Annotated in this window: 22 protein-coding genes and 1 pseudogene; 11 read left to right on the top strand and 12 right to left on the bottom strand. The window is 54.0% G+C overall.

The genetic code is table 11. The features are described from left to right. From EVX52_RS25285 to tssG, 4 genes and pseudogenes are all read left to right on the top strand, one after another. Window positions 1–197 (top strand): annotated as a pseudogene (locus EVX52_RS25285) (hypothetical protein); the annotation flags it as partial. A gap of 2 nt (window positions 198–199) precedes the next feature. Then, window positions 200–3298 (top strand): ImcF-related family protein, encoded by a 3099-nt coding sequence (locus tag EVX52_RS08935; RefSeq protein WP_129991113.1) that lies wholly within the window; start codon window positions 200–202, stop codon window positions 3296–3298. A 13-nt stretch (window positions 3299–3311) separates the two neighbouring features. After that, complete coding sequence (gene tssF, locus EVX52_RS08930; RefSeq protein WP_129991112.1) at window positions 3312–5087, top strand: type VI secretion system baseplate subunit TssF; 1776 nt, start codon at window positions 3312–3314, stop codon at window positions 5085–5087. After that, window positions 5087–6121, top strand: coding sequence for a type VI secretion system baseplate subunit TssG (gene tssG, locus EVX52_RS08925; protein ID WP_129953343.1), 1035 nt, complete (start codon window positions 5087–5089; stop codon window positions 6119–6121). Before tssF ends, tssG begins: the two co-directional genes overlap by 1 nt. Window positions 6122–6226: 105 nt before the next feature. Here the strand turns inward: tssG and EVX52_RS08920 are convergent, their stop codons facing one another. The 7 genes from EVX52_RS08920 to EVX52_RS08890 all read right to left on the bottom strand — a co-directional run bounded on the left by EVX52_RS08920 (window position 6227) and on the right by EVX52_RS08890 (window position 13364). Further along, the gene (locus EVX52_RS08920) at window positions 6227–6478 is read right to left on the bottom strand and encodes a hypothetical protein (RefSeq protein ID WP_129991111.1); all 252 of its coding nucleotides are present in this window, start codon (window positions 6476–6478) and stop codon (window positions 6227–6229) included. Between the two features lie 444 nt (window positions 6479–6922). Next, window positions 6923–7693, bottom strand: a complete 771-nt coding sequence (locus EVX52_RS08915) for an ABC transporter ATP-binding protein (protein WP_129991133.1) — start codon at window positions 7691–7693, stop codon at window positions 6923–6925. Between the two features lie 24 nt (window positions 7694–7717). Further along, entirely contained in the window at window positions 7718–8584 is an 867-nt protein-coding gene (locus EVX52_RS08910; RefSeq protein ID WP_129991132.1) for an ABC transporter ATP-binding protein, read from the bottom strand. Next, on the bottom strand, window positions 8556–9461 hold the full coding sequence (locus EVX52_RS08905; RefSeq protein ID WP_129953345.1) for an ABC transporter permease: 906 nt from the start codon (window positions 9459–9461) through the stop codon (window positions 8556–8558). Before EVX52_RS08905 ends, EVX52_RS08910 begins: the two co-directional genes overlap by 29 nt. After that, window positions 9458–10474: an ABC transporter permease gene (locus EVX52_RS08900; RefSeq protein ID WP_129953729.1), complete on the bottom strand. Its 1017-nt coding sequence runs from the start codon at window positions 10472–10474 to the stop codon at window positions 9458–9460. The genes EVX52_RS08905 and EVX52_RS08900 overlap by 4 nt, the downstream gene beginning before the upstream one ends. A gap of 41 nt (window positions 10475–10515) precedes the next feature. After that, on the bottom strand, window positions 10516–12111 hold the full coding sequence (locus EVX52_RS08895) for an ABC transporter substrate-binding protein (RefSeq protein ID WP_129953730.1): 1596 nt from the start codon (window positions 12109–12111) through the stop codon (window positions 10516–10518). Between the two features lie 98 nt (window positions 12112–12209). Beyond that, window positions 12210–13364, bottom strand: coding sequence for a mandelate racemase family protein (locus tag EVX52_RS08890; RefSeq protein WP_129991110.1), 1155 nt, complete (start codon window positions 13362–13364; stop codon window positions 12210–12212). Window positions 13365–13752: 388 nt separating this feature from the next. Between EVX52_RS08890 and exoX the strand changes: the two genes are divergently transcribed. Together exoX and EVX52_RS08880 are read left to right on the top strand one after the other, a co-directional pair. Then, complete coding sequence (exoX, locus tag EVX52_RS08885; RefSeq protein WP_129953347.1) at window positions 13753–14415, top strand: exodeoxyribonuclease X; 663 nt, start codon at window positions 13753–13755, stop codon at window positions 14413–14415. Between the two features lie 162 nt (window positions 14416–14577). Continuing rightward, on the top strand, window positions 14578–15651 hold the full coding sequence (locus EVX52_RS08880) for a hypothetical protein (RefSeq protein ID WP_129991109.1): 1074 nt from the start codon (window positions 14578–14580) through the stop codon (window positions 15649–15651). Between the two features lie 78 nt (window positions 15652–15729). On the opposite strand, the gene EVX52_RS08875 is transcribed toward EVX52_RS08880, so the two are convergent. Continuing rightward, window positions 15730–16638 carry a LysR family transcriptional regulator gene (locus tag EVX52_RS08875; protein ID WP_129953349.1) on the bottom strand — a complete coding sequence of 303 codons (909 nt, stop codon included), beginning with the start codon at window positions 16636–16638 and terminating at the stop codon, window positions 15730–15732. 134 nt (window positions 16639–16772) lie between these two features. Here EVX52_RS08875 and EVX52_RS08870 point away from each other — a divergent pair, with 134 nt between their 5' ends. After that, window positions 16773–18191, top strand: coding sequence for an MFS transporter (locus EVX52_RS08870; RefSeq protein WP_129991108.1), 1419 nt, complete (start codon window positions 16773–16775; stop codon window positions 18189–18191). Window positions 18192–18221: 30 nt separating this feature from the next. Continuing rightward, entirely contained in the window at window positions 18222–18461 is a 240-nt protein-coding gene (locus tag EVX52_RS08865) for a DUF1272 domain-containing protein (protein WP_129953351.1), read from the top strand. 6 nt (window positions 18462–18467) lie between these two features. On the opposite strand, the gene EVX52_RS08860 is transcribed toward EVX52_RS08865, so the two are convergent. Next, the gene (locus EVX52_RS08860) at window positions 18468–18848 is read right to left on the bottom strand and encodes a DUF4440 domain-containing protein (protein ID WP_129953352.1); all 381 of its coding nucleotides are present in this window, start codon (window positions 18846–18848) and stop codon (window positions 18468–18470) included. A 137-nt stretch (window positions 18849–18985) separates the two neighbouring features. Here EVX52_RS08860 and EVX52_RS08855 point away from each other — a divergent pair, with 137 nt between their 5' ends. Beyond that, on the top strand, window positions 18986–19630 hold the full coding sequence (locus tag EVX52_RS08855) for a hypothetical protein (RefSeq protein ID WP_129991107.1): 645 nt from the start codon (window positions 18986–18988) through the stop codon (window positions 19628–19630). 6 nt (window positions 19631–19636) lie between these two features. Here EVX52_RS08855 and EVX52_RS08850 read toward each other — a convergent pair whose 3' ends face one another. Further along, window positions 19637–19999 (bottom strand): DUF596 domain-containing protein, encoded by a 363-nt coding sequence (locus EVX52_RS08850; RefSeq protein ID WP_129991106.1) that lies wholly within the window; start codon window positions 19997–19999, stop codon window positions 19637–19639. Between the two features lie 214 nt (window positions 20000–20213). Between EVX52_RS08850 and EVX52_RS08845 the strand changes: the two genes are divergently transcribed. Then, on the top strand, window positions 20214–20672 hold the full coding sequence (locus EVX52_RS08845; RefSeq protein ID WP_129953355.1) for an acyltransferase: 459 nt from the start codon (window positions 20214–20216) through the stop codon (window positions 20670–20672). After that, a complete protein-coding gene (locus EVX52_RS08840) occupies window positions 20654–20842 on the top strand; it encodes an SH3 domain-containing protein (RefSeq protein ID WP_336369507.1) in 189 nt (62 codons plus the stop codon). The genes EVX52_RS08845 and EVX52_RS08840 overlap by 19 nt, the downstream gene beginning before the upstream one ends. 79 nt (window positions 20843–20921) lie before the next feature. On the opposite strand, the gene EVX52_RS08835 is transcribed toward EVX52_RS08840, so the two are convergent. Together EVX52_RS08835 and pqqU are read right to left on the bottom strand one after the other, a co-directional pair. Further along, window positions 20922–23321 carry a glucose/quinate/shikimate family membrane-bound PQQ-dependent dehydrogenase gene (locus EVX52_RS08835; RefSeq protein WP_129953356.1) on the bottom strand — a complete coding sequence of 800 codons (2400 nt, stop codon included), beginning with the start codon at window positions 23319–23321 and terminating at the stop codon, window positions 20922–20924. Window positions 23322–23520: 199 nt separating this feature from the next. Next, window positions 23521–25674 carry a TonB-dependent receptor PqqU gene (pqqU, locus tag EVX52_RS08830; protein ID WP_129991105.1) on the bottom strand — a complete coding sequence of 718 codons (2154 nt, stop codon included), beginning with the start codon at window positions 25672–25674 and terminating at the stop codon, window positions 23521–23523. Window positions 25675–25930 lie beyond the last annotated feature (256 nt).

Raw genomic sequence — 25930 nt, 5'->3', positions numbered from 1 at the left:
CTTCACTGCTGTTCAATCTGGTGTTGTTCTGGTCCCTCGGCCATGCCTTCCCGGACTGGCTGTTTTCTTTCCGGGGCACAATCACGCTGATCCTGACGCTGGTCGTCACGATGATTGGCAGCGCCGTGGGCCTGCGGATCATATTGAATCGTCTGCTTGAACCGCACTTTATCCGTTCTGCGCAGCAAGGAAGCTGATTGTGAAGAAAATCATTACACGTCTGGGAATATTGTTCCTGCTGCTGGCCGTTGCAGTTGCGGTTATCAGTGTGATCCGGCAATACGGCGTGTTTTCTTCGTCCTCAAAGCACTCCGGCATTTTAATGACCGTTCTGATCATCACGCTGATTGTCGCGCTTATTGCCCTGTCATTTACCCTCGTCACCACGTCGGCCAGCTGGCGGGTTCCTGTGCGCCCCAAAGTCGCACCGGCAGGTACAGAATCGGAGCGGCCTGTTCAGCCGTCCATTGATGTTGGCCGGTTGAGATCTGCCCTCAGGCATCGCTACGGCCTGCGCTGGAAGCGCAAACTCCCCTGGCTGCTGGTAATGGGCGAACCGACCGATGTCGAAGCGGTTGCACCGGGGCTGACAGAATCCGGCTGGATGACGGTCGGCAATACCCTTCTGCTATGGGGCGGAGCGCTGGCGGCGGGCGGCAATCCGGCAGACCTTCATGCATTGCGCCGTCTGCGCCCTCACGCCCCTGCCGATGCGCTGATTTGGGTGAGCCATGAGGCGCACTATACCCAGACGGAGCAGGCAGACGCGGTACTTCGCGGTTATAAAATCGTCCGCCATCAGTTGCGCTGGGAACTGCCGGTGTATCTGCTGGACCGGCGTGAACTGAGCTGGCCGCAGCCTGAACGTGCGGTAAAGCTGATCGGTGTATTGGAGCACAAAAGGCTGACGCCGGCGTCTTTATTGTCTTCCGTGGAGTCCCTGCTCCCGGAGCTGCGCGCGCAGGGCATGGCACAAATCAGTGAAAATATGCGTCACACGTTTTTGCTGCAACTGGTCAGTGATTTACAAGCCCGCCTGTCCGGTTGGGCAGATGCATTCAAACCGCTGCTCAGTGGCTATTTTCAGCTGCCGCTGTACGGCGTGGCGTTTTCACCGGCGCTGACGCTACGGGCGTACAGCCCGCATGAGCGCGCGGATTCTCCGGTCTGGCGGGAGTTGTCTGCGGGTATTCATCGCCGCGCCGGTCATCCGGTCGGCGTAACGGCGCGAACAGTGGCGCAGTGGAGTAGCGCCGCCGCGATGCTGGTTCTGGCCATCGGTACGACAGTATCCGGCATCAGCAACTACCGGCTGGTGACCGGCAGCGCGGAGCAGGTTAAGCAGGCGAACACCTCTCCCTCACCTGCCGTGCTCTCTGCGTTGCAACACACCATGCAAACCCTGCTGGCTCAGCAACAGGAAGGGACGCCGTTGTACCGCCGTTTTGGACTGGATGTTACGTACCGCTTACTGCCCGCACTCTGGCCGCAATATAACACGCTGGCTCAGCGGCTTATTGTGCAACCGGCACAGCATCAACTTAGCGCATTGCTCACGTCAGCAACCCCTGACTATGACCAGCTGAAAACCTACCTGATGCTGGCTCATCCCGATAAAACCGCAGACAGTGACGCGCAGCGTTATTTTGCGCAGCAGCTGAAGCCGTTGTTGAAGAACATCGAACCGCAGGATATCGCCTTCTTTGCCGCGCAGTTCGCCGGGCATCCTGACTGGAAAATCCAGCCTGACAACGCGGTGGTCGCGCAGGCGCGGGCGGCCTTGCTGAACGCCATGAGCGGCGCGGACGCGGAGCAAAAACTTTATGGTTCCCTGATTTACCGCACCTCCCGCAACTTCGCGGATTTGTCGCTGACGCAGCTGCTTAACGGTCAGGACTCGGGCGGAATGTTTACCCTCGACGCCGACGTACCAGGCAGCTTTACCCGCCAGGCGTATGAAGGGGCAATCGCGCCGGAGATTGCCGCGCTGGTCACCCGGCGGGAGGAACAGGTCGGCTGGGTGCTGGCCGGGCCGGGGCAGCCGGTGGAAGCCTCGCGCTCACCTGCCGCGCTTGGGGAACGGTTAACGGCACGCTATTTTGCCGAATACGGCACCACATGGCAGAAAACGCTCAACCAGATGAAGGCGCATACGACAGCTAATCAGGTGGAGCAACTGACGCTGGCCGCCGACGTCAGCCGGTCGCCACAGATAGCGCTGATGAAACAGCTGGCGTGGCAGGGGCTGGCGGGCAGCCCGAACGAGCGACGCCATGCGATGAACCCGGCCCTGAAGCCGGTATTTGGCGGCATCGTCTCGATGACAACCGGTGCCGGTAAAGGGGCCGGCATTACGCTGTCAGGCTGGCGGTCACAAACGGCCACACTGCGCGACAAGATGCGCAACCTGTCGGCGGCCACCGGCGGCACGGCGGCACTCTCGCAGTCGGTATTTCGCGGTACGCAGATTGATAACACGGTTTCTGAGTTACCCGCCCGTCTGCGCGTTCAGCTGGGCAACGGCTGGCAGCCGATGGCGCAGGCGCTGTTTTTAGCGCCGCTCAGCCAGACCTGGAAAGAGGTGATGACCGCCGGCGTAATAGGTATGGATGCGCAGTGGCAGCAGGAGATTGTCGCGGCCTGGCATAAAGAGTTTGATAATACCTTCCCGTTCGCCGACAGCCCGAACGACGCCTCGCTGGCCGCACTGAACGATTTTATCAATCCGCAGACCGGCCTGATTGCCGGTTTTATCCGTGAACACCTGAACGGCGTGCTGGAGTACAAAGACAACCGCTGGCAGAAGGCGGATAAGCTGCCGCCGGGGCTGTCGGTCAATTCATCCTTTGTGAACAAGCTGAATCAACTCGACCGCTTAGGTCACATGCTTAACGATACGGGCTGGGGTTTTCGCTTCAGGCTGGAGGCGGGCACAGCCAGAGACGTGGTGCAGACCGAGCTGATTATCGACGGCCAGAAGCTGGTGTACTTCAATCAGATGCCGTTCTGGCAGGATATTCAGTGGCCTGGCGATACCTGGGCTCCCGGTGCATCGCTGATGTGGACCAGCGTCCGCGCCGGTGCGCGGCTCTGTTTTGATACACCTGGCACCTGGGCGTTTTACCGGTTACTGAAGATGGCCAAGATTACGCCGGTGGACGACACGCATTATCAGGTGGTCTGGACCGCTGAAGACGGCCTGCCTCTTAACTACCGACTGGCCTTTACCGCCGGCAACGACCCGGTCAGTCTGCTGAACCTCAGCGGCTTCAGGTTACCCAATACTATTTTCCGATAACACAGGCACCGACATGGAAGACGATTTCTTAAAATATTTTGACGGCGAAATGCGCTATCTGAAGGACGCCGGGCTGGAGTTTGCGAAAGAATTCCCGGAACTGGGACGCGCACTGGGGTTAGACGGCAGTCCGGTTCCGCGCGATGACTCCGTCGAACGGTTGTTTCAGGGCTTTTCGCTGATGATGGCCAAGCTGCGGCAGAAGATTGATGATGATATTCCCGAACTGACCGAGCCGCTGCTCTCGCACCTGCTGCCGGTGATCAACCGCACCCTGCCCTCCACCGCGATTGTCGAACTGACACCGGCAGAGCCGGAGCTGCACCTGCGTAAGGAGGTATTGCCTGCTGAAAGCGAAGTGCTTACCCGGCAGCCGGGTAATGACCGTCAGCGCTGTGTCTACCGCACGACCCGCGACCTGACAGTGCATCCGTTTGCCCTTGATAACGTCTCGTTATTCACCCTGCCAGAAGGCCAGCAGGCGCTGAAACTGCGCTTCACCCTGCCCGCCCTCACTGAAATCCGCCGCGCCGACTGGCAGAACATCAGCCTGTACCTGAACGGCGACCGTGTGCTGCAGTCGGCTTTGTATCTGGCTCTCAGCCGTCAGGTGAAACGGGTGAGTGTGAGGTTCTGGCAGGAATCGACCGGGCTGACGCCGGTGGACGTGCAGTTTATACCACGCTGGCAGACAGAAAATGATGCCTCACAGTGGCCGGAGAGCGACAGCCCGGCCCTGTGCGGCGAAGTGCGCCCGTGGCTGGAGTATTTCACTTCACCCGGGCGATATTTCTTTATGCAGCTGCGCGGACTGGAAACCCTGACCTTTCCGGCGGACACCCCCTCGTTTGATGTCGAGGTAACGCTCAGCGAACGCTGGCCGTACGATTTGGCCGTCCCTCCGGACGCTATCCGCCTGCACTGCGTACCGGTGATCAACCTGTTCCGCCTGCTGGCCCAGCCGCTGACCGTGACCACCGCGATCAGTGATTACCGTCTGCGGCCGCACCGGCTCAGCGACGGACACACCGAAATCTATGCGGTCAATGATGTCGCACAAGTGACCGAGGACAACACAGAATTCAGCTACGTGCCTTACAGCCAGTTCCGTGAGAAAGGCGGCATGCTCCAGTATGCAAAAAACTGGCCCGACCGTTATTACCACACCCGCATGTACCGGGGAACGTCCGGGCTTTTTGAGACCATTTTAATGCTCGGAGGCCGTACGCACGAGGCGCAGAACGGCCTGAAAATGCGCCTGAACATGACCTGCACCAACAGTGCCTGGCCACGCATGACGTTGCAGGAAAGCGTCTTCGACGGCGAAACTGCGCTGAGCAACCTTGAGTTGAAGTGTGCCACCCGCTCGCGTCCTTCCATGCCGTATTACCCGCCAACCGCTGAACTTTATCAGTGGCAGGTGTTATCGCTGCTGCATCCGCAGGCCATCGCCGGTCTGATGGAAATCGACACGCTGCGTCACGCGCTCAGCCTGCTGGACTGGACGCATGACCCGGACAACGCGCGCCGCATTACGGGTATCACGCACGTAGAGTATACGCCCTCTCACTATCCTGCCGAAGGCTGGCACGGCGTGGCTATCCGCGTAACGTTGGATGAACATCAGTTCTGTGGCCAGGGCGATGCCCTGCTATTTTGCGAGATACTCGAGCAGTTCTACACCCAGTACGCCGATATCCGAAGATTCATTCAGCTGACGGTGACGTTCAGTCAGTCCGGGAAGCAATGGATATGGCCTGAACGACGACTGACACGGGTTTTATTCTGATGAAAACGGAAGATAACGAAAAACGTCTGGAAGAATTCTGGCGGGACGAAGACGGTAACGACCGGGCGCACGCCTTTAATTTCTACCGTTTTTGCCAGTTGCTGGAAAAACAGCTATCGGATAATAAACCTCTTGGCAGCACCTTCTCGCCGAAAAACGACGCGGTGCGTTTTCGTCCGCATCCGGGCATGGGTTTTCCGGTCAGCGAGCTTAAAGCAGTGGACACGAGTGCGGAACGCCCGGACGCGCCGCCGTCGGCGCGCACTACCTTCATGGGGCTGTACGGCGTGGACTCGCCGCTGCCAACCGGCTACATCGATGACATCGCCCAAAAGCGCGAAGGCCATGAGGCGCTGGAGGCCTTTTTAGATATCTTCAACCACCGGATGATGACGCAGTTTTACCGCATCTGGCGAAAGTACAGCTACCCCGCCACCTTTGAGGACGGCGGTACCGACAAAACCTCGCGCAGTCTGATGGCCCTGACCGGTATCACCGACAGTAACGACGTACCCGCCTCGCGATTGCTGGCGTTACTGCAGCCGCTGGTCAGAACCACCCGCACGGCGGAAGGGATTGTCAGTGTGATCCGCTCGCAGGCACCCAACACTCACGTAATCGTGAAGCCTCACAAGGTCACGCGGATGCCCGCCGGAAAACGGGCAAGGTTCTCTTTTTCAGAACAACAACGGCTGGGCGATCATCTGGTCCTCGGCAGTGAAACCTCCGATGCCAATTACTGCATCGGTGTGGAGATGTTTACTGAAGACCCCATTGAGGCCAAAGGCTGGCTGCCCGGCGGACAACTGCGTGAAGATGTGTTCACCCTGCTACGTGTCTATCTGGGGTGTGATTATGATGTCAGCCTGGCACTGACTATCCCGATAAAACTCGCCCCATTACCACGCCTGGGCGATCCCATGCTAATGGCAGGCTACAACGTGGTGATGGGGTTGCGGGAAGATAATCTGGATAAAATGCCGAAAGAGGTGACGATGAAGCTGGGCAGGATCAGGAATGAAAGAAGGTGTTAATGGTTTAATCGCTTTGCGAAAAGTGAATGGTTCGCTGTTTAACTGGCCGGTAAAGTTAAGCATTAAAACACCGCCGCAGGTAGCCCGTTGAAATAAAGATTTTCTCTAACGAACAATACCGAAGAGCCGGGCCCATTCTTCTACCTGCGATCGGTATATAAATTGAAAAAACTGTGGGTAATTACCGGACTCATCTTCTACAAGTTGCACAAGGCACGGAAATTCTTTTGGTGCCTGCCGCAAAATATCTATTTCAATCTCGTCAGGTTCGAAAACCGAGGGGAATGTATCATCAAGATGCAGATAGTCTTTAATCATCCAGTCACGGTATTCATATACATTTTTCAGCAGTTTCATGCCTTCGCCCCAACAGTTTTTTTAACTAAGATAGCAGGCATCTGGCAAACGTACGATGATGATAATTATGATTTTTTATACCAACCCATCCCTTTCTAAAGCAAAACTCAAAGACACATTTTTATTTTCAGGTACATTAAGCATTATCTTAGTACAGAAGTTCCTTTCATTACATTGAATTCATTTTACTTTAAAAAGAATGAATACCCGATGATTAAGACCATTCTTAATAATTTTTGCCCCCTCTTTGCTAATGTGAATTTCTCATTTACGCGGATAAATTACATCTTGAAACAAATTTTGCTGACGTGAGTGGCGCAACTCCTGCACCGTGAAACTGACGCACCGTTTATGGCCGGGAATTACGTTGGGCAGGATCAGGAATAAAAAGTAAAAAGGCCGCTGCACCATTGGCGTTACAGCGACCTTTATCCTCACCCCACCTTATAACATCACTTTCGCTGCCATTTCGCGGCTGTAATCACGGCTGGCATCGACCAGCGTGCGGGTGTAATCATCACGGATATCGCCGCGCAGCAGGGCGCCAGTGTCCAGCGTTTCGCGGATTTTTCCGTATTTCATCACCGCGACACGCTGGCATAGATGGGCGATAACGCCCAGATCATGCGTCACCATCAGATACGTCAACCCTTCCTCTTTTTGAAGATCGAACAGTAAATTAAGGATTTCCGCCTGTACGGAGACATCCAGCGCAGAAGTCGGTTCGTCGAGCAATAATACGCGGGGTTTAAGGATCAGCGCCCGCGCAATCGCCACCCGCTGGCGCTGACCGCCGGAAAGCTGATGCGGATAACGGCTGCGGAAAGCGCGGTTCAGACCGACTTTGTCCAGTATGGTATTGATCCGCTGCTCCCGCTGATCGATGCGGTGGATTTGCAGCGGCTCTTCCAGAATGTCGCCGATGGTGTGACGCGGATGAAGTGAACCGTACGGATCCTGAAATACCATCTGCACCAGTTTGCAGCGCTCCCGGCCAATGCGGTGTTCAAGCTGCTGACCGTCGATTTCCAATTCCCCCTTCCAGTGAGTAAACAACCCTGCCAGACATTTCAGCACCGTTGTTTTGCCCGAACCGGATTCACCCACCAGCCCGAAAATCTCACCCTCGCGCACGGCAATGTCCACATCTGTCAGCACCTGCGCGCTTTTCGCACCTTCACCAAAAGTCAGGTTCAGGTTGCGCACGTCGATCATGATTTTCTGTTGCATTGGTGCTCCTTAATCGGTCAGCCAGCTGGCCTGACGCTGCATCACCGGCAGCGGGTAACGGCGGTTATCCATATCCGGCAGCGCGTCAAGCAGGCCACGGGTGTACGGATGCTGCGCGTTATCCAGATCGGTGGCGGCAATTGATTCGACAATACGTCCGGCATACATCACCAGCACGCGGTCGCAGAAACTGCGCACCAGATTGATATCATGACTGATAAATATCAGTCCCAGCCCCCGGGTATTCACCAGGTCATCAAGCAGCGCCAGCACCTGTAAACGCACGGAGACATCAAGCGCCGAGGTGGGCTCATCGGCAATCACCATTTCAGGGTCTGTGATCAGCATCATCGCGATCATGATACGTTGTCCCTGACCGCCGGAAATCTCGTGCGGATACAAGCCGTACACGCGTTCCGGGTCGCGGATACGCACCACGTCGAGCATGTTCAGTACTTTGTTTTTGGCATCGTTATAGGAGCATTTGTGGTGCGAACGCCACGCCTCGGCAATCTGGTCACCCACGCGCAACACTGGATTCAGCGAGTATTTCGGATCCTGCATAATCATTGAAATCCGCTTGCCGCGTACCTGCCGCATCTGCGACGGGCTGGCGTGCAGTAAATCCACATCGGCAAACTGCATTTTATTGGCGGTAATACGCGCTTTAGACGGATGCAGATGCAGCAACGCACGACCAATGGTGGATTTACCCGAGCCGGATTCACCGACAATCGCCAGTTTTTCGCGCCCGAGCTGAAAGGAAACACCGCGTACCGCCTGCGTGATCTGACGGCCATTCACAAAGCTGACGTGCAGGTCCTGCACGTCGAGTAACGCCGGAGCGTCAGTCATTTCGGGGATCGAGAATGTCACGTAAGCCATCTCCTAAAAAGTTGAACGCCAGGCTGTTAATCAGGATCGCCAGACCGGGGATCGTCGCTACCCACCAGCACTCCATCATGTAAGCACGGCCACTGGAAATCATAGCGCCCCACTCCGGATCCGGCGGCTGTGCACCGAGGCCGAGGAAGCCCAGACCCGCAGCGGTCAGGATAATCCCCGCCATATTCATAGTGATACGGATAATCACAGACGGCAGGCACAGCGGCACAATATGACGCCACAACACCCGCACCGGGCTCGCGCCCTGCAAACGCACCGCCGAAATAAAATCGGCTTGCCGAAGAGAGAGCGTTTCGGCTCGCGCCAGACGGGCAATCGGCGGCCAGGCGGTAAGCGTAATGGCGATCACCACATGTTCCAGCCCCGGCCCGAGGGCGGCGACAAACGCCAGTGCCAGTACCAGACTCGGAAAGGAGATAAAGATGTCGGTAACGCGCATCAGTACCATGTCGGTTTTGCCACCAAAATACCCGGCGGTGACGCCCAGCAGCAAACCAAGCGGCCCGACGGTGACCGACACCAGCAGCACGATATACAGCGTGATGCGCGAGCCATACACCAGACGGCTGAAGATATCGCGACCAAACTCATCTGTGCCAAACCAGTGCACCGCCGACGGCGGGCTGAGCGCATTGTTTAAATCCTGTACCAGCGGATGAAACGATACAATCCACGGTGCGAAAACCGCCACAATCATCAGCATCAGTATTATCGCACCACCGATAGCAGTCAGCGGATTACGCGCCATCTGCCACAGGAAATGGCCTGCGCGGCCAAGCGTCCGTTTCACACGCTGGCGTTTTTCGTCGCCCGCGCTGAGCGTGACGGAATCGAGGGAAATCGTCATACTTTTGTCCTCGGATCAAAGACCTGATATAGCAGGTCGGAGAGCAAATTCAGCACCACGAAAATCATGCCCACCACCAGTACGCAACCCATCACCGCATTCATGTCGCCCAGCATCAGGCTGCTGGTGAGATACGAACCAAAACCTGGCCAGGAGAACACGGTTTCGATCAGCACTGCGCCTTCGAGCAGCGAGCCGTATGCCAGCGCAACCACGGTTAACAGCTGAACCAGGATGTTGCGAAACGCATGGTTCCACAGCACATGCCATTCGCTCAGTCCTTTCACACGGGCGGTGATAATGAATTCCTGCGAAAGCTGCGCCAGCATAAAGCTGCGGGTCATGCGGCTGATGTAGGCTAACGAGTGAAAACCGAGCAGTGACGCCGGCAGAATCAGGTGATTGAGCGCGTTGCGAAACACTTCCCAGTTTCCGGCGATCAGCGCGTCGATCAGCATAAAGCCGCTGTGGCGCGTGACCTGTCCGTCAAGGCTGAAATCTACCCGTCCGGCACCGCCGACCCAGCCCAGCCAGGCGTAAAACACCAGTAAGCCCATCATGCCGACCCAGAATATCGGGGTGGAATAACCGGCCAGACTGATGATACGCACCCCATAATCCGCGAGGCTGTTACGTTTTGCCGCCGCCAGCACACCGAGCGGAATACCCACACCCGCGCCGAGAAGGATCGCCAGCGTCGCCAGTTCCATGGTGGCCGGGAAGACCCGCAGAATGTCCTGGGTCACGGGTTTACCGGTCAGTAGCGCATTCCCTAAATCACCGTGCGCCAGCCCGGAAAGGTAAATGCCGAACTGCGTCCATAACGGTTTATCAAAACCAAGCTGATGATAAACCTGCTGATAGGTACTGTGGTCAGCGTCCGGTCCGACAATTGCCAGTACCGGATCCACTGGCATTACGCGACCAATAAAAAACGTCAGCAGCAGCAGGCCGAACAACGTGACTGCCACCTGCACCAGCCGCTTACCGATGCGTCCGGCGGGAAAGGTCATCCGCACCGTTGGCTTTGAAACAGGAGCAGGAATTTGCATGGTCATAACTTTTTACCTCCGGCTGGCGGAACATCGGTGGCATTGTCTTTATAAACGTCACGCAGGAACGTGGTCGCGGAAGGATGGGGCAGATAGTTTTTCACGTCCCTGCGCACCACGATGGAGTCGACCATCTGTGAGAGCGGCACCAGCGCCGGGATCAGCGCGTCGTAACGTTCCTGAATGGCGAAGTAATCCTGTTTCTGTTTCTCAGGGTCACGTTCAAGCAGCGCCTGATCGATATCCGTATTCAGCTGTTTGTCATAGAAACCGGTGCGCCAGCCCTGAAAATTGGTCAGCCGCGCGGCATCATTGTTATCCGGGTTGTAGACCAGCGCACGCAGGCTGGAATGCGGATGCGGTTCCACGCCGCTGCCGCCGCGCCCGACCAGCATGTCGAACTTGCGCTCACGCATCGCGCCGTAAATCTGGTTGCCGGTCCCGGTAACGATTTTGGCGCGGATCCCCGCCTGCATCAGCGTAGACTGCACCGCAATCGCGATATTAAGGAACGGCTGATCGGCCAGCACCCGCAGCGTGGTGTCAAAACCGTCAGGATAACCGGCTTCCGCCAGCAAGGTTTTGGCGCGCGGGATATCCAGCGTATAGCCCGGATCCGGCAGTGTTGCAGGCATACCGACCTGAATCGGACGCTGATGCACAATGCCATAACCGTTCATCAGCGCCTTGCCGATACCCTGATAATCAATCAGATAGCGCACCGCTTCGCGCACTTTCGGGTTAGCGAAATGCGGCTCTTTCATGCTCATCGCCACGTAATAAATAGTGCCTTTTTTCACCTGATCGACCTGCATGGCCGGGTCGTGGCTCAGCGCTTTCACATCGGATACCGCCATGTTATTGGCAATATCCAGATCGCCTTTTTCAATCATCAGGCGCAGGGTTTGGGATTCCTGAAAATGACGGAATACCACACGCGACAGTTTCGGTTCACCGCGCCAGTAGTGCGGATTACGGCTCATGTTCAGCACGTCTTTTGCCTGCCAGTTGTCGAGGCGAAATGGCCCGGAACCGGCTTCGTTAGTGGTCAGCCAGCGGTTGCCCCAGTCGCCGTTCACTTCATGCGCCTGCACGGTTTTGCTGTCCAGCGCTACCACGCTGCCGAGCGCCGCCAGTGAGTAAATCACCAGTTTCGGGTCATTGGGTTTAGGTAACTGAATTTCGACGACACCGGGAGACGGCGAACGCACCATCTCATCGACATTCTTTTTACTGAAGCCGTAGGATTTCCACACCGAGGCCTGTGCCAGATTGAGATGCAAAATGCGGCGCATCGACCACACCACATCGTTCGCGGTGACCGGATTGCCGGAGTGGAATTTCACTCCATCGCGCAGATGAAACGTAATGAGGTTACGGGCGTCGTTGACCTCCCACGAGGTCGCCAGCGCCGGTCGTACGTTGGTGAGTTCTTGCGGATCAAGCTCAATCAACGGGTCGTAGAGATTGACCACGATGCCGACAATGTCATTGCCGGTCATCGCAGCCGGATCGAGCGTTAACAGGTTATTCATGTTCATGCCGATGATCAGTTGGTCGGGCGGCGTTTTTGCCTGCGCCGTCCAGCCAGACGTCATCAGCAGGAGCGCGAAAAGCCACGCGCCCCACGGTTTGCCAGAGTTCATGATGTACCTTCCGGGTAGAGTCAGAGGTTTATTATTTTTCTGCCCGCAGGTCAGTCGCGGCTGACGGTATGGGTTTCTATGTAATCAAAATTAATGTCCTCACCCAGGCCGGGGCGATCAGAAAGATGCACGAAGCCGTGTTCATCCATCGGGTCAACAATGCTGTTGAGATACGCCGCAGGCTCTTCATATTCCAGGAACGGATGCAACAGGCCGCGTTCGTACCAGCGACAGTTACGGATGGCGCCGACCACCGCCAGACTGGCTGCGCCGTTGCCGTGCACTTCGCAATCCATACCGAACGCTTCCGCCAGACTGGCGACTTTCATGCACGGCGATATGCCACCGACGCCGTTGGCACCGGCACGTAAGATGTCGCAGGCACCGGCTTTCACCCAGTCCGCACGGCTGTGATGCTTGCCACCCAGACTTTCCGGCCCGATCACATCGATAGCCAGATTTTCTGCCAGCCACGCGTAGGACGCCATGCTCTCCTCTTCCATCGGTTCTTCGAACCACGCGAAATTGAGTTTTTCCAGCGCCTTACCGATGGTCAGCGCCTGACTGCGGCTGTACCAGTGATAGCCGTCGAGCATCAGTTCGATATCCGGCCCGACCGCCTCACGCACGGCGGCGCAGGCTTTGATGTCCATTTTCGGATCCGGTGCAAACGCCACCGGCGGCATCCAGGTATGCAGTTTGATGGCCTGATAACCGCGCGCCACCAGTTTTTCGGCAAACTGCCCGAATTCATCCGGCGTCGACAGCCCGCCCTTCAGTTCATCGCCACACATGGTGCTGCCGTACGCCGGGACTTTTTCGCGGAATCCGCCCAGCAGTTTATGCACCGGCATATTCAGTTTGCGACCGATAAGATCCCACAACGCCTGCTCGACAAACGACAGCGCCCGCTCGGTCAGCTGATGCGCACTGCCACGCTGCCAGTGCACCAGATCTTGCCAGAGCCGTTCGCGGTCGAACGGGTTCTGCCCAATCAACACTTTTCTGAAAAAGGCATTCACCACGTGCGGACGCACCACTTCCGGCGGCGCGAACGAATACCCACAATCGCCTTCGTCAGTGGTGATCGTTAACATGGCCATTTTCGCCTGACTTTCTTCACCCGGATGAGAATGACCCGCACTGTCAGAAACGCGACGGGTCGGATAAGTAAATACAGAGACTTCAACAGAACTTATTTTCACAGCGATACCTGCCATTACTGAGAGAGTTGACGCTCTTCAGAGCGCTCCGTAACTGCGCATTCATTGAGCAGCATGAGCGCACTCACCCTGCTATAAAATCGCAATCCAACAATAATAAAATGGTGTTTCATTATCGAAGTTAGCCACTTTACGGGCGCATTTCCACGGCTAAAAGCCGAAAATTTCCGGGTAAGTTTGGGCATATGCACGGGAGACTGTGAGCATTTTCACGAAAGTAAGGTAAAATGTGATCTGTACAGGAAATAGTCGGATGGGGTGTAGGGGAATATCCCGGTCTTCACTTTGTGAGGAGAAAAGTGGGCACAATGAAGCCAATCCGTTAGGCTAGTGTTTTTAGAAAGTGCTTGGTGAACAGCCGGAGTGGGATATGTTGCGCGTTATTGATACCGAAACTTGTGGATTACAAGGCGGCGTCGTGGAGGTGGCCTCGGTCGATATTGAAGACGGAAAAATCGTCAACCCGATGAGTGATCTGGTGAGGCCCGACCGTCCTATAAGCCATCAGGCGATGGCCATCCACAAAATTACCGAGGCCATGGTGGCCGATAAACCGTGGATTGAGGAGATCATTCCACGTTATCACGGCAGCCAATATTATGTGGCCCACAACGCCAGTTTTGACCAACGCATGTTGCCTGAAATGCAGGGCGACTGGATCTGCACCGTGAAACTGGCGCGCCGTTTATGGCCGGGAATTAAATACAGCAACATGGCGCTCTACAAATCTCTCAAGTTGCAAGTGGCAACGCCTGCGGATCTGCATCATCACCGCGCGCTGTTTGACTGCTACATCACCGCCGCGTTACTTATCCGCATCATGGATGAATCAGGCTGGACACCGGAAGAAATGGTGACCATTACCGGGCGCCCTGCTTTAGTCAGCACCATGATGTTCGGCAAATATCGCGGCAGGAAAATTGCCGAAATCGCCGAAGACGACCCGATGTATTTGCGCTGGATGCTGAACAACATCAAAGAACTCACCCCCGATTTACGCATGACACTAAAGCATTATCTGGAAGGGCAATAACCTCTGAATTTATGATATTTCCCGGCATCTGCTCACGGCCGGTTACCCTAACCTGAGGTAGCCGGTTGATAGCGGTCAAAACCGCCGCTGAACGATTGAATTTAGCAAATTCTGCCGTAAACCTTAACCCGGCACAAACTATAGAGGGAGTTAATCCGTTCAATGCAAAAATCCAAAGAATCGCTTTTAACTTTAGCTTTTCGTTTGCAAGTCATTCTTATTTATCTTTCTGTTTTGGTCATAACACCGAAAAATAATTATTTATTCAATATCATTGCAATAACAGGTGTTCTGGCTTGTTTAACTTATCTTTTTTGGGAAAAAATTACAGGGCCTAAGATCCGGGCGTTATTTACCAGAAAGTTTGTTAAAAAACAGCCACGGAAGGCCAGGTTTTTCTATACTCAAAATGAAACAATCAGTTTATTGAGCCTCAGCTCAATGTGCTTTTTTTTCATCACTTGCGTCGTAATAAAATTTTGGCATTCCGCATCCGCGACAACGATAGGGACACTCAGTGTCGTGACGTTGTTGAACATGTACTTTTCACTTTATTATCTGATATCACATCTCGACGAAAGATATAAATTAATCATAAAATTTTCCACAAACGTTTTGAAATTTTCCTGGATATTGATTTCCACCTATTGTTATTTTCTGGCCAGAAGTATAATGATGGAGACAAGTGATATACCCTATGAGCAAACAGTCAATAAAGTCAGTGTATTAGGTTACGCCGCCCTACTCTACAGCCTCATGTTTAGCGCACTTTTTGTATTCATTACTTTACCTCTCATGTCGTTGAACCTCAAAGAAAAACGGCAGCGTTTTGGAAGGTATATTGTACCTAAGCAACAAACATCCACTATATTCCTGACATGCTTTAGTATCGGTTACATATTTTTCATTGCGTATACTGTTAACACTAACATTGTCATGAAATATGTATTCCACAGAACAATGCCTCTCGATTCGCGGACAACGTTCTATTGCAACAAACATTACATGATAATCCCAGGCAGGCCTGATGCTCTATTTATGACTGTGGGACCAGGTGATTACAGAATGGCCATACCCCGGAATTATGAATACGCCTTTTCACGACTCAAATGCACCGACACGCCCCCTTATTACATGCTTGTAGCAGTAAAAAGTGCCGAAGACCTTATGAAAGAAAGTCTTTTATCTAAAGGGGAGGCTTTCCAAAATGATATTAAGGCTGCTGTAAAAAACTGATATTTCATCCGGGAATCTTCTGTTAACGGAAACCGGAGCATTCATGGCTACATCCTGTTCATTGGCAGGGTAGATTTTTTATTCCTTTTTCATGCTCGCCCGGCATACACTCAGCACCAGTTGCCGCAGCCAGCGGTGCGCCGGATCAACATCTGAGCGGGGATGCCACATCTGGGAAATGGTGATTTCGCGGGTTTTTAACGGCAACTCGAAAGCATACAGCCCGTCAGGTTCGGAAATTAGAAATGAGGCGGGGATCAGCGCCACCAGATCGGAATTTCGCGCAATCGCCAGAGCGGCGGAGAAACCCGGCACAACAGCGGCAATTTTACGTGTCAGGCCAACCTCGGCCAGCGCGTCATCTACCGGGCCAAATGTGTTGTTACGGCGTGAAACGACAACGTGTCCGAACGACACATACGCCTGGGCGGTAATCCCCTTCCCTGCTGCCAGCGGGTGGTCTTTTCTGACCACCCCCATAAACCTGTCGCGGAATAACGTCTGTAAAAGAATTTCCGGCCCCATTTCGCCTAAAACGCCGATCTCAAGATCGACCCGTCCTTCCCGCAATGCATTTGAGTTTTTTTCCGGTTTGGACATAAATCGTAAACATACGGAAGGGGCAGCCTGCGCAGCGGCGCTGATCATCGCGGCACCAAACGACACCACAAAACCATCGTTGGAGCGGATCAGGAAAGTACGCTCAAGCCGGGATACGTTGAAATCAGCGGAAGAAGGCCGCAACAGGGCGCGCGCCTCAAAGGCCGCATTTTGCGTACGCTGGCGTATTTCTTCAGCATAAGGCGTCAGTACCATATTTCGCCCGGCGCGCACCAGCAGTGGATCGCCGGTGGTAGCCCGCAGGCGGCTGAGTGTGCGGCTCATGGCGGAGGCACTTAATCCCAAACGGCGGGCAGCACCGACGACACTTCCTTCAGTCAGGAGCACATCGAGGGCAATAAGTAAGTTCAGATCGGGTTCATTCATCCCGCCATACTAGCGCAGCGATAAAAATGAGAGAAGGCGTTTGGTGCAGGTATTTAATGCAGATGCTGCGTCTTCCGCACTTTATTACCTGCCGGTATAGTTGCAAAACTCAATATCAATAAGGCGAATGCGTAATGGAATTATTTTCCGATAAACCAGGCGATGAAGGATTACCGGGCCGCGAACGCGGATTCGCGATGGCCGCTGTGATGATCATGGCAACGATGGCAGTATTCGACGGCTCAATGGTCAACATCGCGCTGCCGCAAATCGCACGGGCACTGGATATTTCAGCAGGCGCAGCGGTGTGGGTGTCGAACGGTTATCTGCTGTCGGCGTCCATGACGCTGGCAATCTTCGCCGCGCTGGCCAGCCACATCGGCTTTCGCCGGCAGTTTGCCGCCGGGCTGACAGTATTTACCCTGTCCTCTCTGGGCTGTGTGCTGTCAACATCCCCCGATATGCTGATTATGATGCGGGTGCTTCAGGGCATCGGTGCGGCAGCCACGCTGAGTATCGGCCCGGCGATTTTCCGTTCCGTGTTCCCCAACCGTCTGCTCGGGCGAATACTGGGGCTGAATGCCCTGATAATTGCCACCAGCACCGCCGTCGCGCCGGTGCTGGGCGGCACAATACTTTCCGCGATGAGCTGGCAATGGCTGTTCGCCATTAATATCCCACTCGGCATTATTGCCGTCGTTATTGCGCTGCGCGTAGTGCCATCAAATCCGTCCGGCACGCCACAGCCGTTTGATACGGCGGGTGCAATTTTATCGGCGGTGGCCCTGGGCGCGCTGATTATGGCCGCTGAATCCTTTGCGCGTCCGGGAAATGACGAACTTGCTACCGCCATAACCTATGGCCTGACAGCAATCATCACAGGCGTGGCCTTTGTCTGGCGTCAGCGCCGCGCGCCGAAACCGCTGCTGCCGCTCGGCATGTTTGCCTCTGCACGGTTCACGCTGGCGGCGTTTACCTCTTTGGCCTCTTTCGTCAGCCAGGGGATTACTTTTGTCGCGCTGCCGTTCCTGTTCCAGAGCGTGTACGGTTACAGCGCCTTTGTTTCCGCATTGCTTTTCACGCCCTGGCCGCTGGGGATCATTCTGGCGGCACCGCATGCAGGACGCCTCGCCGACCGCTATCCCGCAGCCATTATTTCTACTGTGGGTCTGGCAGTATTTGCGGTGGGGTTATTGTTACTTGCGCAACTCCCCGCACATCCACAGGTCTGGGATATCGGTCTGAGAAGCTTTATCTGCGGACTGGGCTTCGGCTGTTTCCAGAGCCCGAATAACCGTGAAATGCTTTCCAATGCGTCGCGGGAAAACAGCGGTTATGCCTCCGGCGTACTGGCCATTATGCGCACCTTCGGCCAGTGTCTCGGTGCCGCCTGCGTCGGCGTTATCCTGACAATTTATTCAGCCAGGAGTGTGTTGCAGGAAGCCCAGGCAATACAGGTCAGTTTATGGGTGGCGGTGATGGCAACCGTTCTGGCAAGTGTGATCAGCATCAGCCGCTTGCGAAATGCTGCCGGTCACCCGCAGAATGGCTGAACGTAAATATACTGTTGAAGGATAAATTCTATGCTGGAACTGAGACCTAACTGTGAGTGTTGTAACACCGACCTGCTGCCTTCCGCCGACGCAAGGATTTGCTCATTCGAATGCACATTCTGTGTATCCTGTGCCGAAGACAAACTTCACGGGATATGCCCCAACTGCGGCGGAGAACTGGTTGCCCGTCCGCGCAGACCGGCGAACAAACTGGCAAATAATCCGGCCTCCACCACGCGGGTCTTTAAGCCTGAGGGCTGTGCTTCTTAGTGAACGTTATCCGCACGCCAGCGTTTCAGCTGCTGGCGTGCCCTGATGAAAAATCATCTGCCAGCCAGTTCCTCCGGCATTCGTCCAGCAAGATGCGCGTAACGTGTAACGGCGGTTTTCGTTGCCTCTGTTCAGAAAGGTTTTATACGTCAGGATCACACAACTTTCATTAAGCGTCTGTAGCTGAAAACCCTCTGCTTCAAGCCTTAAATCCTGCGTTTCAGCAGTCAGCGCCGCCACTGTTTGTTGCCGGTCAACCATCACCCCCGAACGCGTGATTTCCCTGAAATCCGGATGCAAAACCTTTTCCAGCCATAATTTGTCTTTCCGCCGGACACCATGGAGACTGCATTCCAGTGCCTTAATTTCATCCAAAACAACGGTCATCGGTCTTCTCCTTACTTCAGGATATATATAAACGCGTCTGTTTCCTGAAACTGAACTAAAGTTATCCTTCTCCTGCTACTCCCGCCGCATAAAGGGAGTTAAAGAATTCCATAACATTATTATTAAAAAGGATTTTTATGCCCCGCACCACTTCTCTGGTTTCGTTATCTGCACTGATCGCCTCGGTTTTTCTGCTCACCGGCTGTCCGCCCCCACCTGATTTAACCCAGTGGCAGCGCCCTGACAGCACCATAGATGACGCGCGTGTTGCGATGGGACAATGCGGTGTTCCGCTTCCGGGGCCGGAACCTGATTTTACCGCTAATGAAACAGTGCTGTATTACCAGTGTATGGAAGGGAAAGGCTTTACCTATAAGCATGATTTTCATATCTGTGATGTCCATAAAAGCACACCGGCGTGCATTGAAAAACAACAGGGACATCCGCTCAGCCAGAAACAACTTGATGCTTTGCCTTTTCTTGCTGATAAAGGATTTTATCCGATTAAACCGGGTTCAGGCGTCGTAGAATCCCAGCGAATCAGCTGGCGTAAAGCGGGCGCTTCGTTGCATTTTTCACATGAACTTGAAAATGATCGCCTCGCCATCAGCGTCATGTACGAATGTGGTTACCCGGAACCTCTGGGCTCCCGCCCTTTCGAGCCGACGCTAATGCAGGCTGCAAAAATCCAGCAATGCATGTTAGACAGAGATTTCGAGCCGAAAGATAAACTCATGCTGGTTTGCCGCAATTATCCGCAAGTGACAAGCTGCCGGAAATAGCGAAACCTATGTCCAGATTTCCCTGCCATCGGGCATGATCCAGACAATTCCTGCCGGTGATCGGGCTAAAAACCAGTAACCGGTATCATCGAGATCGTCAAATTCATCCTCTGAATTCCCCCGGGGCCACGCATCTTTTAACTGCTGTAATTGCCGGGCATGGGTTCCGCGAAGAAATTCACCGTTACAAGCCAGTCTGATTTCCCCTTCATTCATCAATCTTTCCAGCAAGGTAAAAAACACCTCAACCCGAAAGGCATCGTTGTCAGGAATGTGCGCGCATTCGACACTGATATGTTGCCAAACGGCCCCCATTGAAAGCCCGCAGGCACTTTCTGAAACGGCATCGCAGACTGTTTTAATTTCCATTACCGGAGCCTTTATTATTCAAATAATTTGGATATTAACAGCAAAACACTCCGCTATTCATCCTGCGGCCAGTGTCCATATCTGTCATAACGCGTTTTCCTTGCTATTTTATGATGAACGATACTTCCCAATATCTAAAAACTAAAGACTCATCGGTCTATCACCCGCAATATTCATCGAAATTGTTCGGGTAACTTCAGACAGGAGAAATAAAATGCATTACGCCTCACGCAACGTGCAAATCCGTAATATAAAAGCAGGCCAGAATGTGGTGATTTACGAACCCGCTAATGTGTATGACTGCACTTTGCATGACGACGTTTTTGTCGGACCCTTTGTGGAAATTCAGGCCAACACCAGCATCGGACGGGGGACAAAAATCCAGTCGCATACCTTTATTTGTGAATATGTCACTGTCGGGGAAAACTGCTTTATCGGCCACGGTGTGATGTTTGCTAATGATATGTTTAAAACCGGCAGGCCTGATGCGGAACGAAACTCATGGGCCAGAATTCACGTGGGTAACGATGTTTCCATTGGCAGCGGTGCGACCATTCTGGGCGTCACAATCTGCGATGGCACAGTGATTGGTGCAGGAAGCGTAGTGACGAAAGACATCACGGTGAAAGGCGTTTATGCGGGAAATCCGGCACGGTGGTTGCGGGCGTTGTAGCTCGTCTGGTGGGAATTTGCACTGAAAAATATACGGCATATGAATTATCGGTTGTTCCGGGGGAAATCCTCACGCTGGAGAAAAAGCTCAATGGCTGGTTCTGGGCATGTAAAAAATCCGGGGAATCAGGCTGGGTGCCTGAAGAAAACGTAAGGAACATCATCGCGTGAAGGCTAAAGTTACCCGCGCGGTCGTGACAAAAAAGGCCGCTTTCGCGGCCTTTCAAATTTCAGATCTTATGACACCTGATTACTTAGCGTCAGCATCTGGCAGTGCGTAAGCGATGATGTAATCGCCCAGTTTGGTGCCGAACGAACCGTGACCGCCTGCTGCGATAACAACGTACTGTTTGCCATTGACAGAGTAAGTCATCGGGGTCGCCTGGCCGCCTGCTGGCAGACGTGCTTCCCACAGTTTGTCACCGTTGCTCATGTTGAACGCGCGCAGGTAGTTGTCTGCAGTTGCCGCGATGAAGAACACGTTACCGGCGGTAGAAACCGGTGCGCCCAGCATTGGCATACCCATTTTGAACGGCAGCGGTAATGGTGAGCTGTCGCGCACGGTACCGATACGTTTTTTCCACACGATATCGTTGGTTTTCAGGTCAACACCGGAAATGTAACCCCATGCAGGCTGTTTACATGGGAAGCCCAGCGGAGACAGGAACGGGTTCAGCGTCACGCCAAATGGCACGCCGTACTGCGGCTGAATACCCGTCTCGGTACCGGAACCGCCTTTATCGTTCGCATCTGGCTCGATCGGATTGCCCGGACCGCGCGGGATCAGTTTAGACACAAATGGCAGGGCGATCGGGTTAGCAATAGCCACCTGACGGTCTGTATCCACAGAAATACCGCCCCACTCGAACATACCGAGGTTGCCCGGGAATACCAGGGTGCCCTGCTCGGATGGCGGTGTGAAGGTGCCTTCATAACGCAGTTTGTGGAAGATCACACGACACATCAGCTGGTCGTAGATCGTCGCACCCCACATGTCTTTGCCAGTCAGCTTAGCTTCAGGACGGAAGGTCAGTTTCGAGAATGGCTGAGTCGGAGACACATGGTCACCTTTCGCTGCACCTTGCGGAACAGGTTTCTCAGGGGCATCGACAATCAGTTTACCGTCACGGCGGTCCAGCACGAAGATGTTACCGGTTTTGGTCGGGACATAAATCGCAGGAACTTTGTTGCCGTTCTTGTCAGTAATATCAGCCAGAGTTGGCTGCGCCGGAACATCCATATCCCACAAGTCGTGGTGAACAGTCTGATAGAACCAGGCCAGTTTACCGGTGGTCGCATTCAGCGCCAGCAGGCCGCTCGCATAACGTTCCATCTCCGGTGTGCGGTTACCGCCCCAGATATCCGGCGTTGCCACGCCGATTGGCAGGTAAACCAGATCCAGTTTGTCATCATAAGCCGCAGGTGCCCATGAGTTCGGGGAGTTTGGTGTGAAATGCTGGCCATCAGCCGGCAATTTATTCGGTTCAGCAGCACCCGGATCGAAAGCCCACAGCAGTTTACCGGTTTCAACATCAAAGCCACGGATCACGCCGGAAGGCTCGCGGTTTGAGTAGTTATCGGTCACCGCACCGGCCACGATAATCACTGATTTGGTGATGATTGGCGGTGAAGTTGGCTCATAGTGGCCTGGTGTCGCATAAGGCATGTTGCCTTGCAGGTTCAGTTCACCATTGTTACCAAATGCCGGGCAACGTGCGCCGGTTTCGGCATCCAGCGCGAACAGACGACCATCGTTGACAGGCAGAATGATACGACGGGAACAGACAGCAGGCGCGGCGCCGTTAGTCGCGTTACCTTCTGCTGCTGGCGTGGTCTCATGGTAAGACACACCGCGACAGGTGACGTGCTGGAAGGTTGGGTTTGGTTTCAGCTCAGGATCGAACTTCCACTTCTCCTTACCCGTCGCGGCATCCAGAGCAAACAGCTTCTGGTGCGGTGTACACAGGTAAAGCATGTCGCCGATTTTGATTGGCGTCACTTCGTCAGTGATTTCGCCCGGATCGTTCGGGGTCTTCAGATCACCGGTACGGAAAGTCCAGGCTACATCAAGCTTGCTGACGTTTTTATCATTGATCTGGCTCAGTGGCGAGTAACGGGTACCGCCCTGAGTACGACCATACGCCGGCCAGTCGCCATCCGGAATGCCGGAATCAGATTTTGCCGGAGCAGAATCCGCCGCTTTGAGGGTGCCGTTAATAACCTGCGGGTCGTTGAAGATGGAGTAACCCAGCACAATAACCGTGAACAGCAGAGAAACGGCCAGCGCGCCACGGGCGAAGCCATTCTTCGCCAGCATCTGGTTATATACGACAGGCAGCAGGATCCACAGCCCCAGGAAGAAGGTGACGTCCAGACGCGGCGTCAGTGCCCAGAAATCGGTGCCCACTTCCCATACAGCCCAGACAGTGGTGCCGAACAGGAAGATTGCATAGAGCAATAATGCAGACGAGCGGCGGCGGTAGAGCAGCCACGCAGTCACCAGCGAAATAACACCGGCGATAATGTAATAAAGAGAACCCCCTAATTTTGCCAGCCAGATACCGCCGACAAGAAGATAAATCCCGCTTAACGCGGCGAACAAAGCGGTAATTATGACGACGATGCGTGATAACGAGGCTTTCGTTTCCATAGTTGATGACCTTACTGATTTTTTATAATCGTCGATTCAGGGACGACCTGAATCTTCAAGAACATCCGGTTCTCACCGGGTGTCATTCCTTGCAGGTGCTGCCTGCGTCAGGAATTGCAGGTAACAGGCAACACTGCGTGGTTCGTGTTGTTACTGACTGAACGTTCTTACTGTTCGTAAAACGCTTGCGGACTGTAAATTATTCGAAACTATAAGAAAGCGTAGCGCCGCCACCGTAATTCCTGCCAGGCGCAGGTTCGTAATAACGCCCATTGCCTTCATTGACGATCACAGAACCGACATAATTTCTGTCAAACAGATTGTCGACGCGGGTAAACAGATCAAGCGTCACGTTACTCCAGTTGAAGCGGTATCCCGCATTCACGCTGGCGACGGTATAAGCCGGTGCCTGTTCACTGTTTTCGTCGTTCACTTCGATGTCGCTCATGTAGCGCACATCGGCACCCGCATGCCAACCTTCCGGCGGCGCCCACTCAAGGGAAGCGTAGCCCATGTTGCGCGCAATTCCAGGCAGACGGTTGCCTGCGGGTGTGCAATCGCCCGCACCACAGGTCTCGTTGCGGAAGGTCGCATCGAGTAGCGTCCAGGCCATTTTCACGCGCCAGTTCTCTTCAATTTGCTGATCTAACGACAATTCCAGACCACGGCGACGGGTCTTACCCGCGTTGGTGTAGCTCGAACGTCCACCGACACTTTTTGCCACAATCAGCTCATCATCGGTATCAGTCTGAAATACGGCTGCGGTCACTAAACCGTTACCCACGCGCCATTTGCTGCCCAGTTCCACGGTGTTACTGGTGGAAGGCTCCAGCCCCAGATTCAGGCCAGACTGGCCGTCACTACGGTAAGACAGTTCATTAATGGTCGGCGTTTCAAAACCACGACCGGCAGAAATATAGGTGTTCAGTGCCGGCGTTACGGCATAGTTCAGGGACGCCATCGGCAGCAGTTTATGATAACGGCGCGAACCGCTGTCATCAGGATTGCGGCCGGTAATGTAATAATCCTGCGAGTCGAAACTGACCGTGCTGTAACGCGCACCGGCATCCAGCGTCCAGCGCGATGTCAGGTTCCACGTGGTTTGCAGATAAGGATCGAGGTTCCACATGACGTTCTTTTCGTTACGACGCTCGTCACCTTTTACGCCCAGATCGCCTTCGCTGTTGAAATTTTCATAACCGAAACGACGTTCAGTCATGGTTTCATAATCCAGACCGCCGGTGACCGAGAACGGCACAGAACCTAGTTGATCGTCATGTTTCCAGCGGGTATCCACACCCGAATATTTACGTTCAAGAACAATCACCCCGCCCGCGTTCAGCGGATTTTTCTGCGATGCCGCAGGAATCGTCTGGTATTGCGTTGTGTGACGCTCGCCGTGATAGGTCATCAGGCTGAACTCGTCGTTTTCGCTCATCTGTCGCTGATAGCGTAATCCGACCTGGGTCTGATCCAGACTCTTACGGGCATTGTACTGATCGGCACGTTTAGCCTGCTTCGGGTCATCGTGCCATTCAGATTCTGTCAGGCCGCCCGGATCATTGGCATCTACGGACACGCTGTTAAACATCAGCGTCAGGGTACTGGCATCATCAATACGCACGCCCAGTTTGCCATTGCCGAGATTTTTCTGCGTACCACTGTGGTCGCGGTAACCGTCAGTGGTGAAACGGGAACCGGAAATCAGATAATTCACATCACCGGCATGCGTGCCGTCTCCGGTTGCGCCGCTGGCTTTAATGCTGTTACGAAACGATCCATAGCTGCCGAAATACGTACCCGCTTCCAGTTTGGCAGGCTGTGAACCCGTTTGGGTATCGACATTAACCACGCCGCCTGAAGAATTGCCATACAGTGCCGAAAACGGCCCGCGCAACACTTCAACGCGGTCTACGGAATTGAGATCAATATTAGACGTTTGCCCCTGTCCGTCCGGCATGGTGGCCGGAATACCATCAACGTAAATACGCACGCCGCGCACGCCATACATGGAACGGCTACCGAATCCGCGAACAGAAAGTTGCAAATCCTGTGCATAGTTCTGGCGGTTTTGAACCTGTAAACCGGGGACGCTGCCGAGGCTTTCAGAAAGATTGACCTGGGCTTTGCTGTTTCTGAAATCGTCGCCATCAATGACGCTGACCGCAGCCGGCGTATCGAGTTCGGAGAGTTTCCCGGTACTTTCACGCTTAATGACCATCAGTGTTGATGAACCGGAACTGTCACCGGCATCCTCTTTCGGTAACGCCGTCGAAGACTGGGCGTAACTGACAGATACCGGGTTAAAAAATGACAGAAACGTGATGATAAAAGCAGAGGTTTTGGCGTTCACTTTATGATTTCTTTTGTTTTACGTTAAAAGGTTGAGTCAAAAAAAGACGACGCATCTCTCAATTTTGGACATAAGAAGTAGACATAAATCGACCAATCTGATTGAGAGCCGTGAAGGGGCTCACTATAGATTTTTTCTTCCTGTTAGTACATACGCAACTTTACAAATATAACTTTTTAACAAAATACCGCACGCAGTGTACATCTGGGCCCGATTTCACATTCCATCTCCGCGCAAAATACGGGGTTTTATTCGC

This window comes from Rahnella sp. CFA14(1/10) (assembly GCF_004195095.1).
Lineage (GTDB): Bacteria > Pseudomonadota > Gammaproteobacteria > Enterobacterales > Enterobacteriaceae > Rahnella > Rahnella perminowiae.
This window is presented reverse-complemented; position numbering and strand designations above follow the sequence as displayed.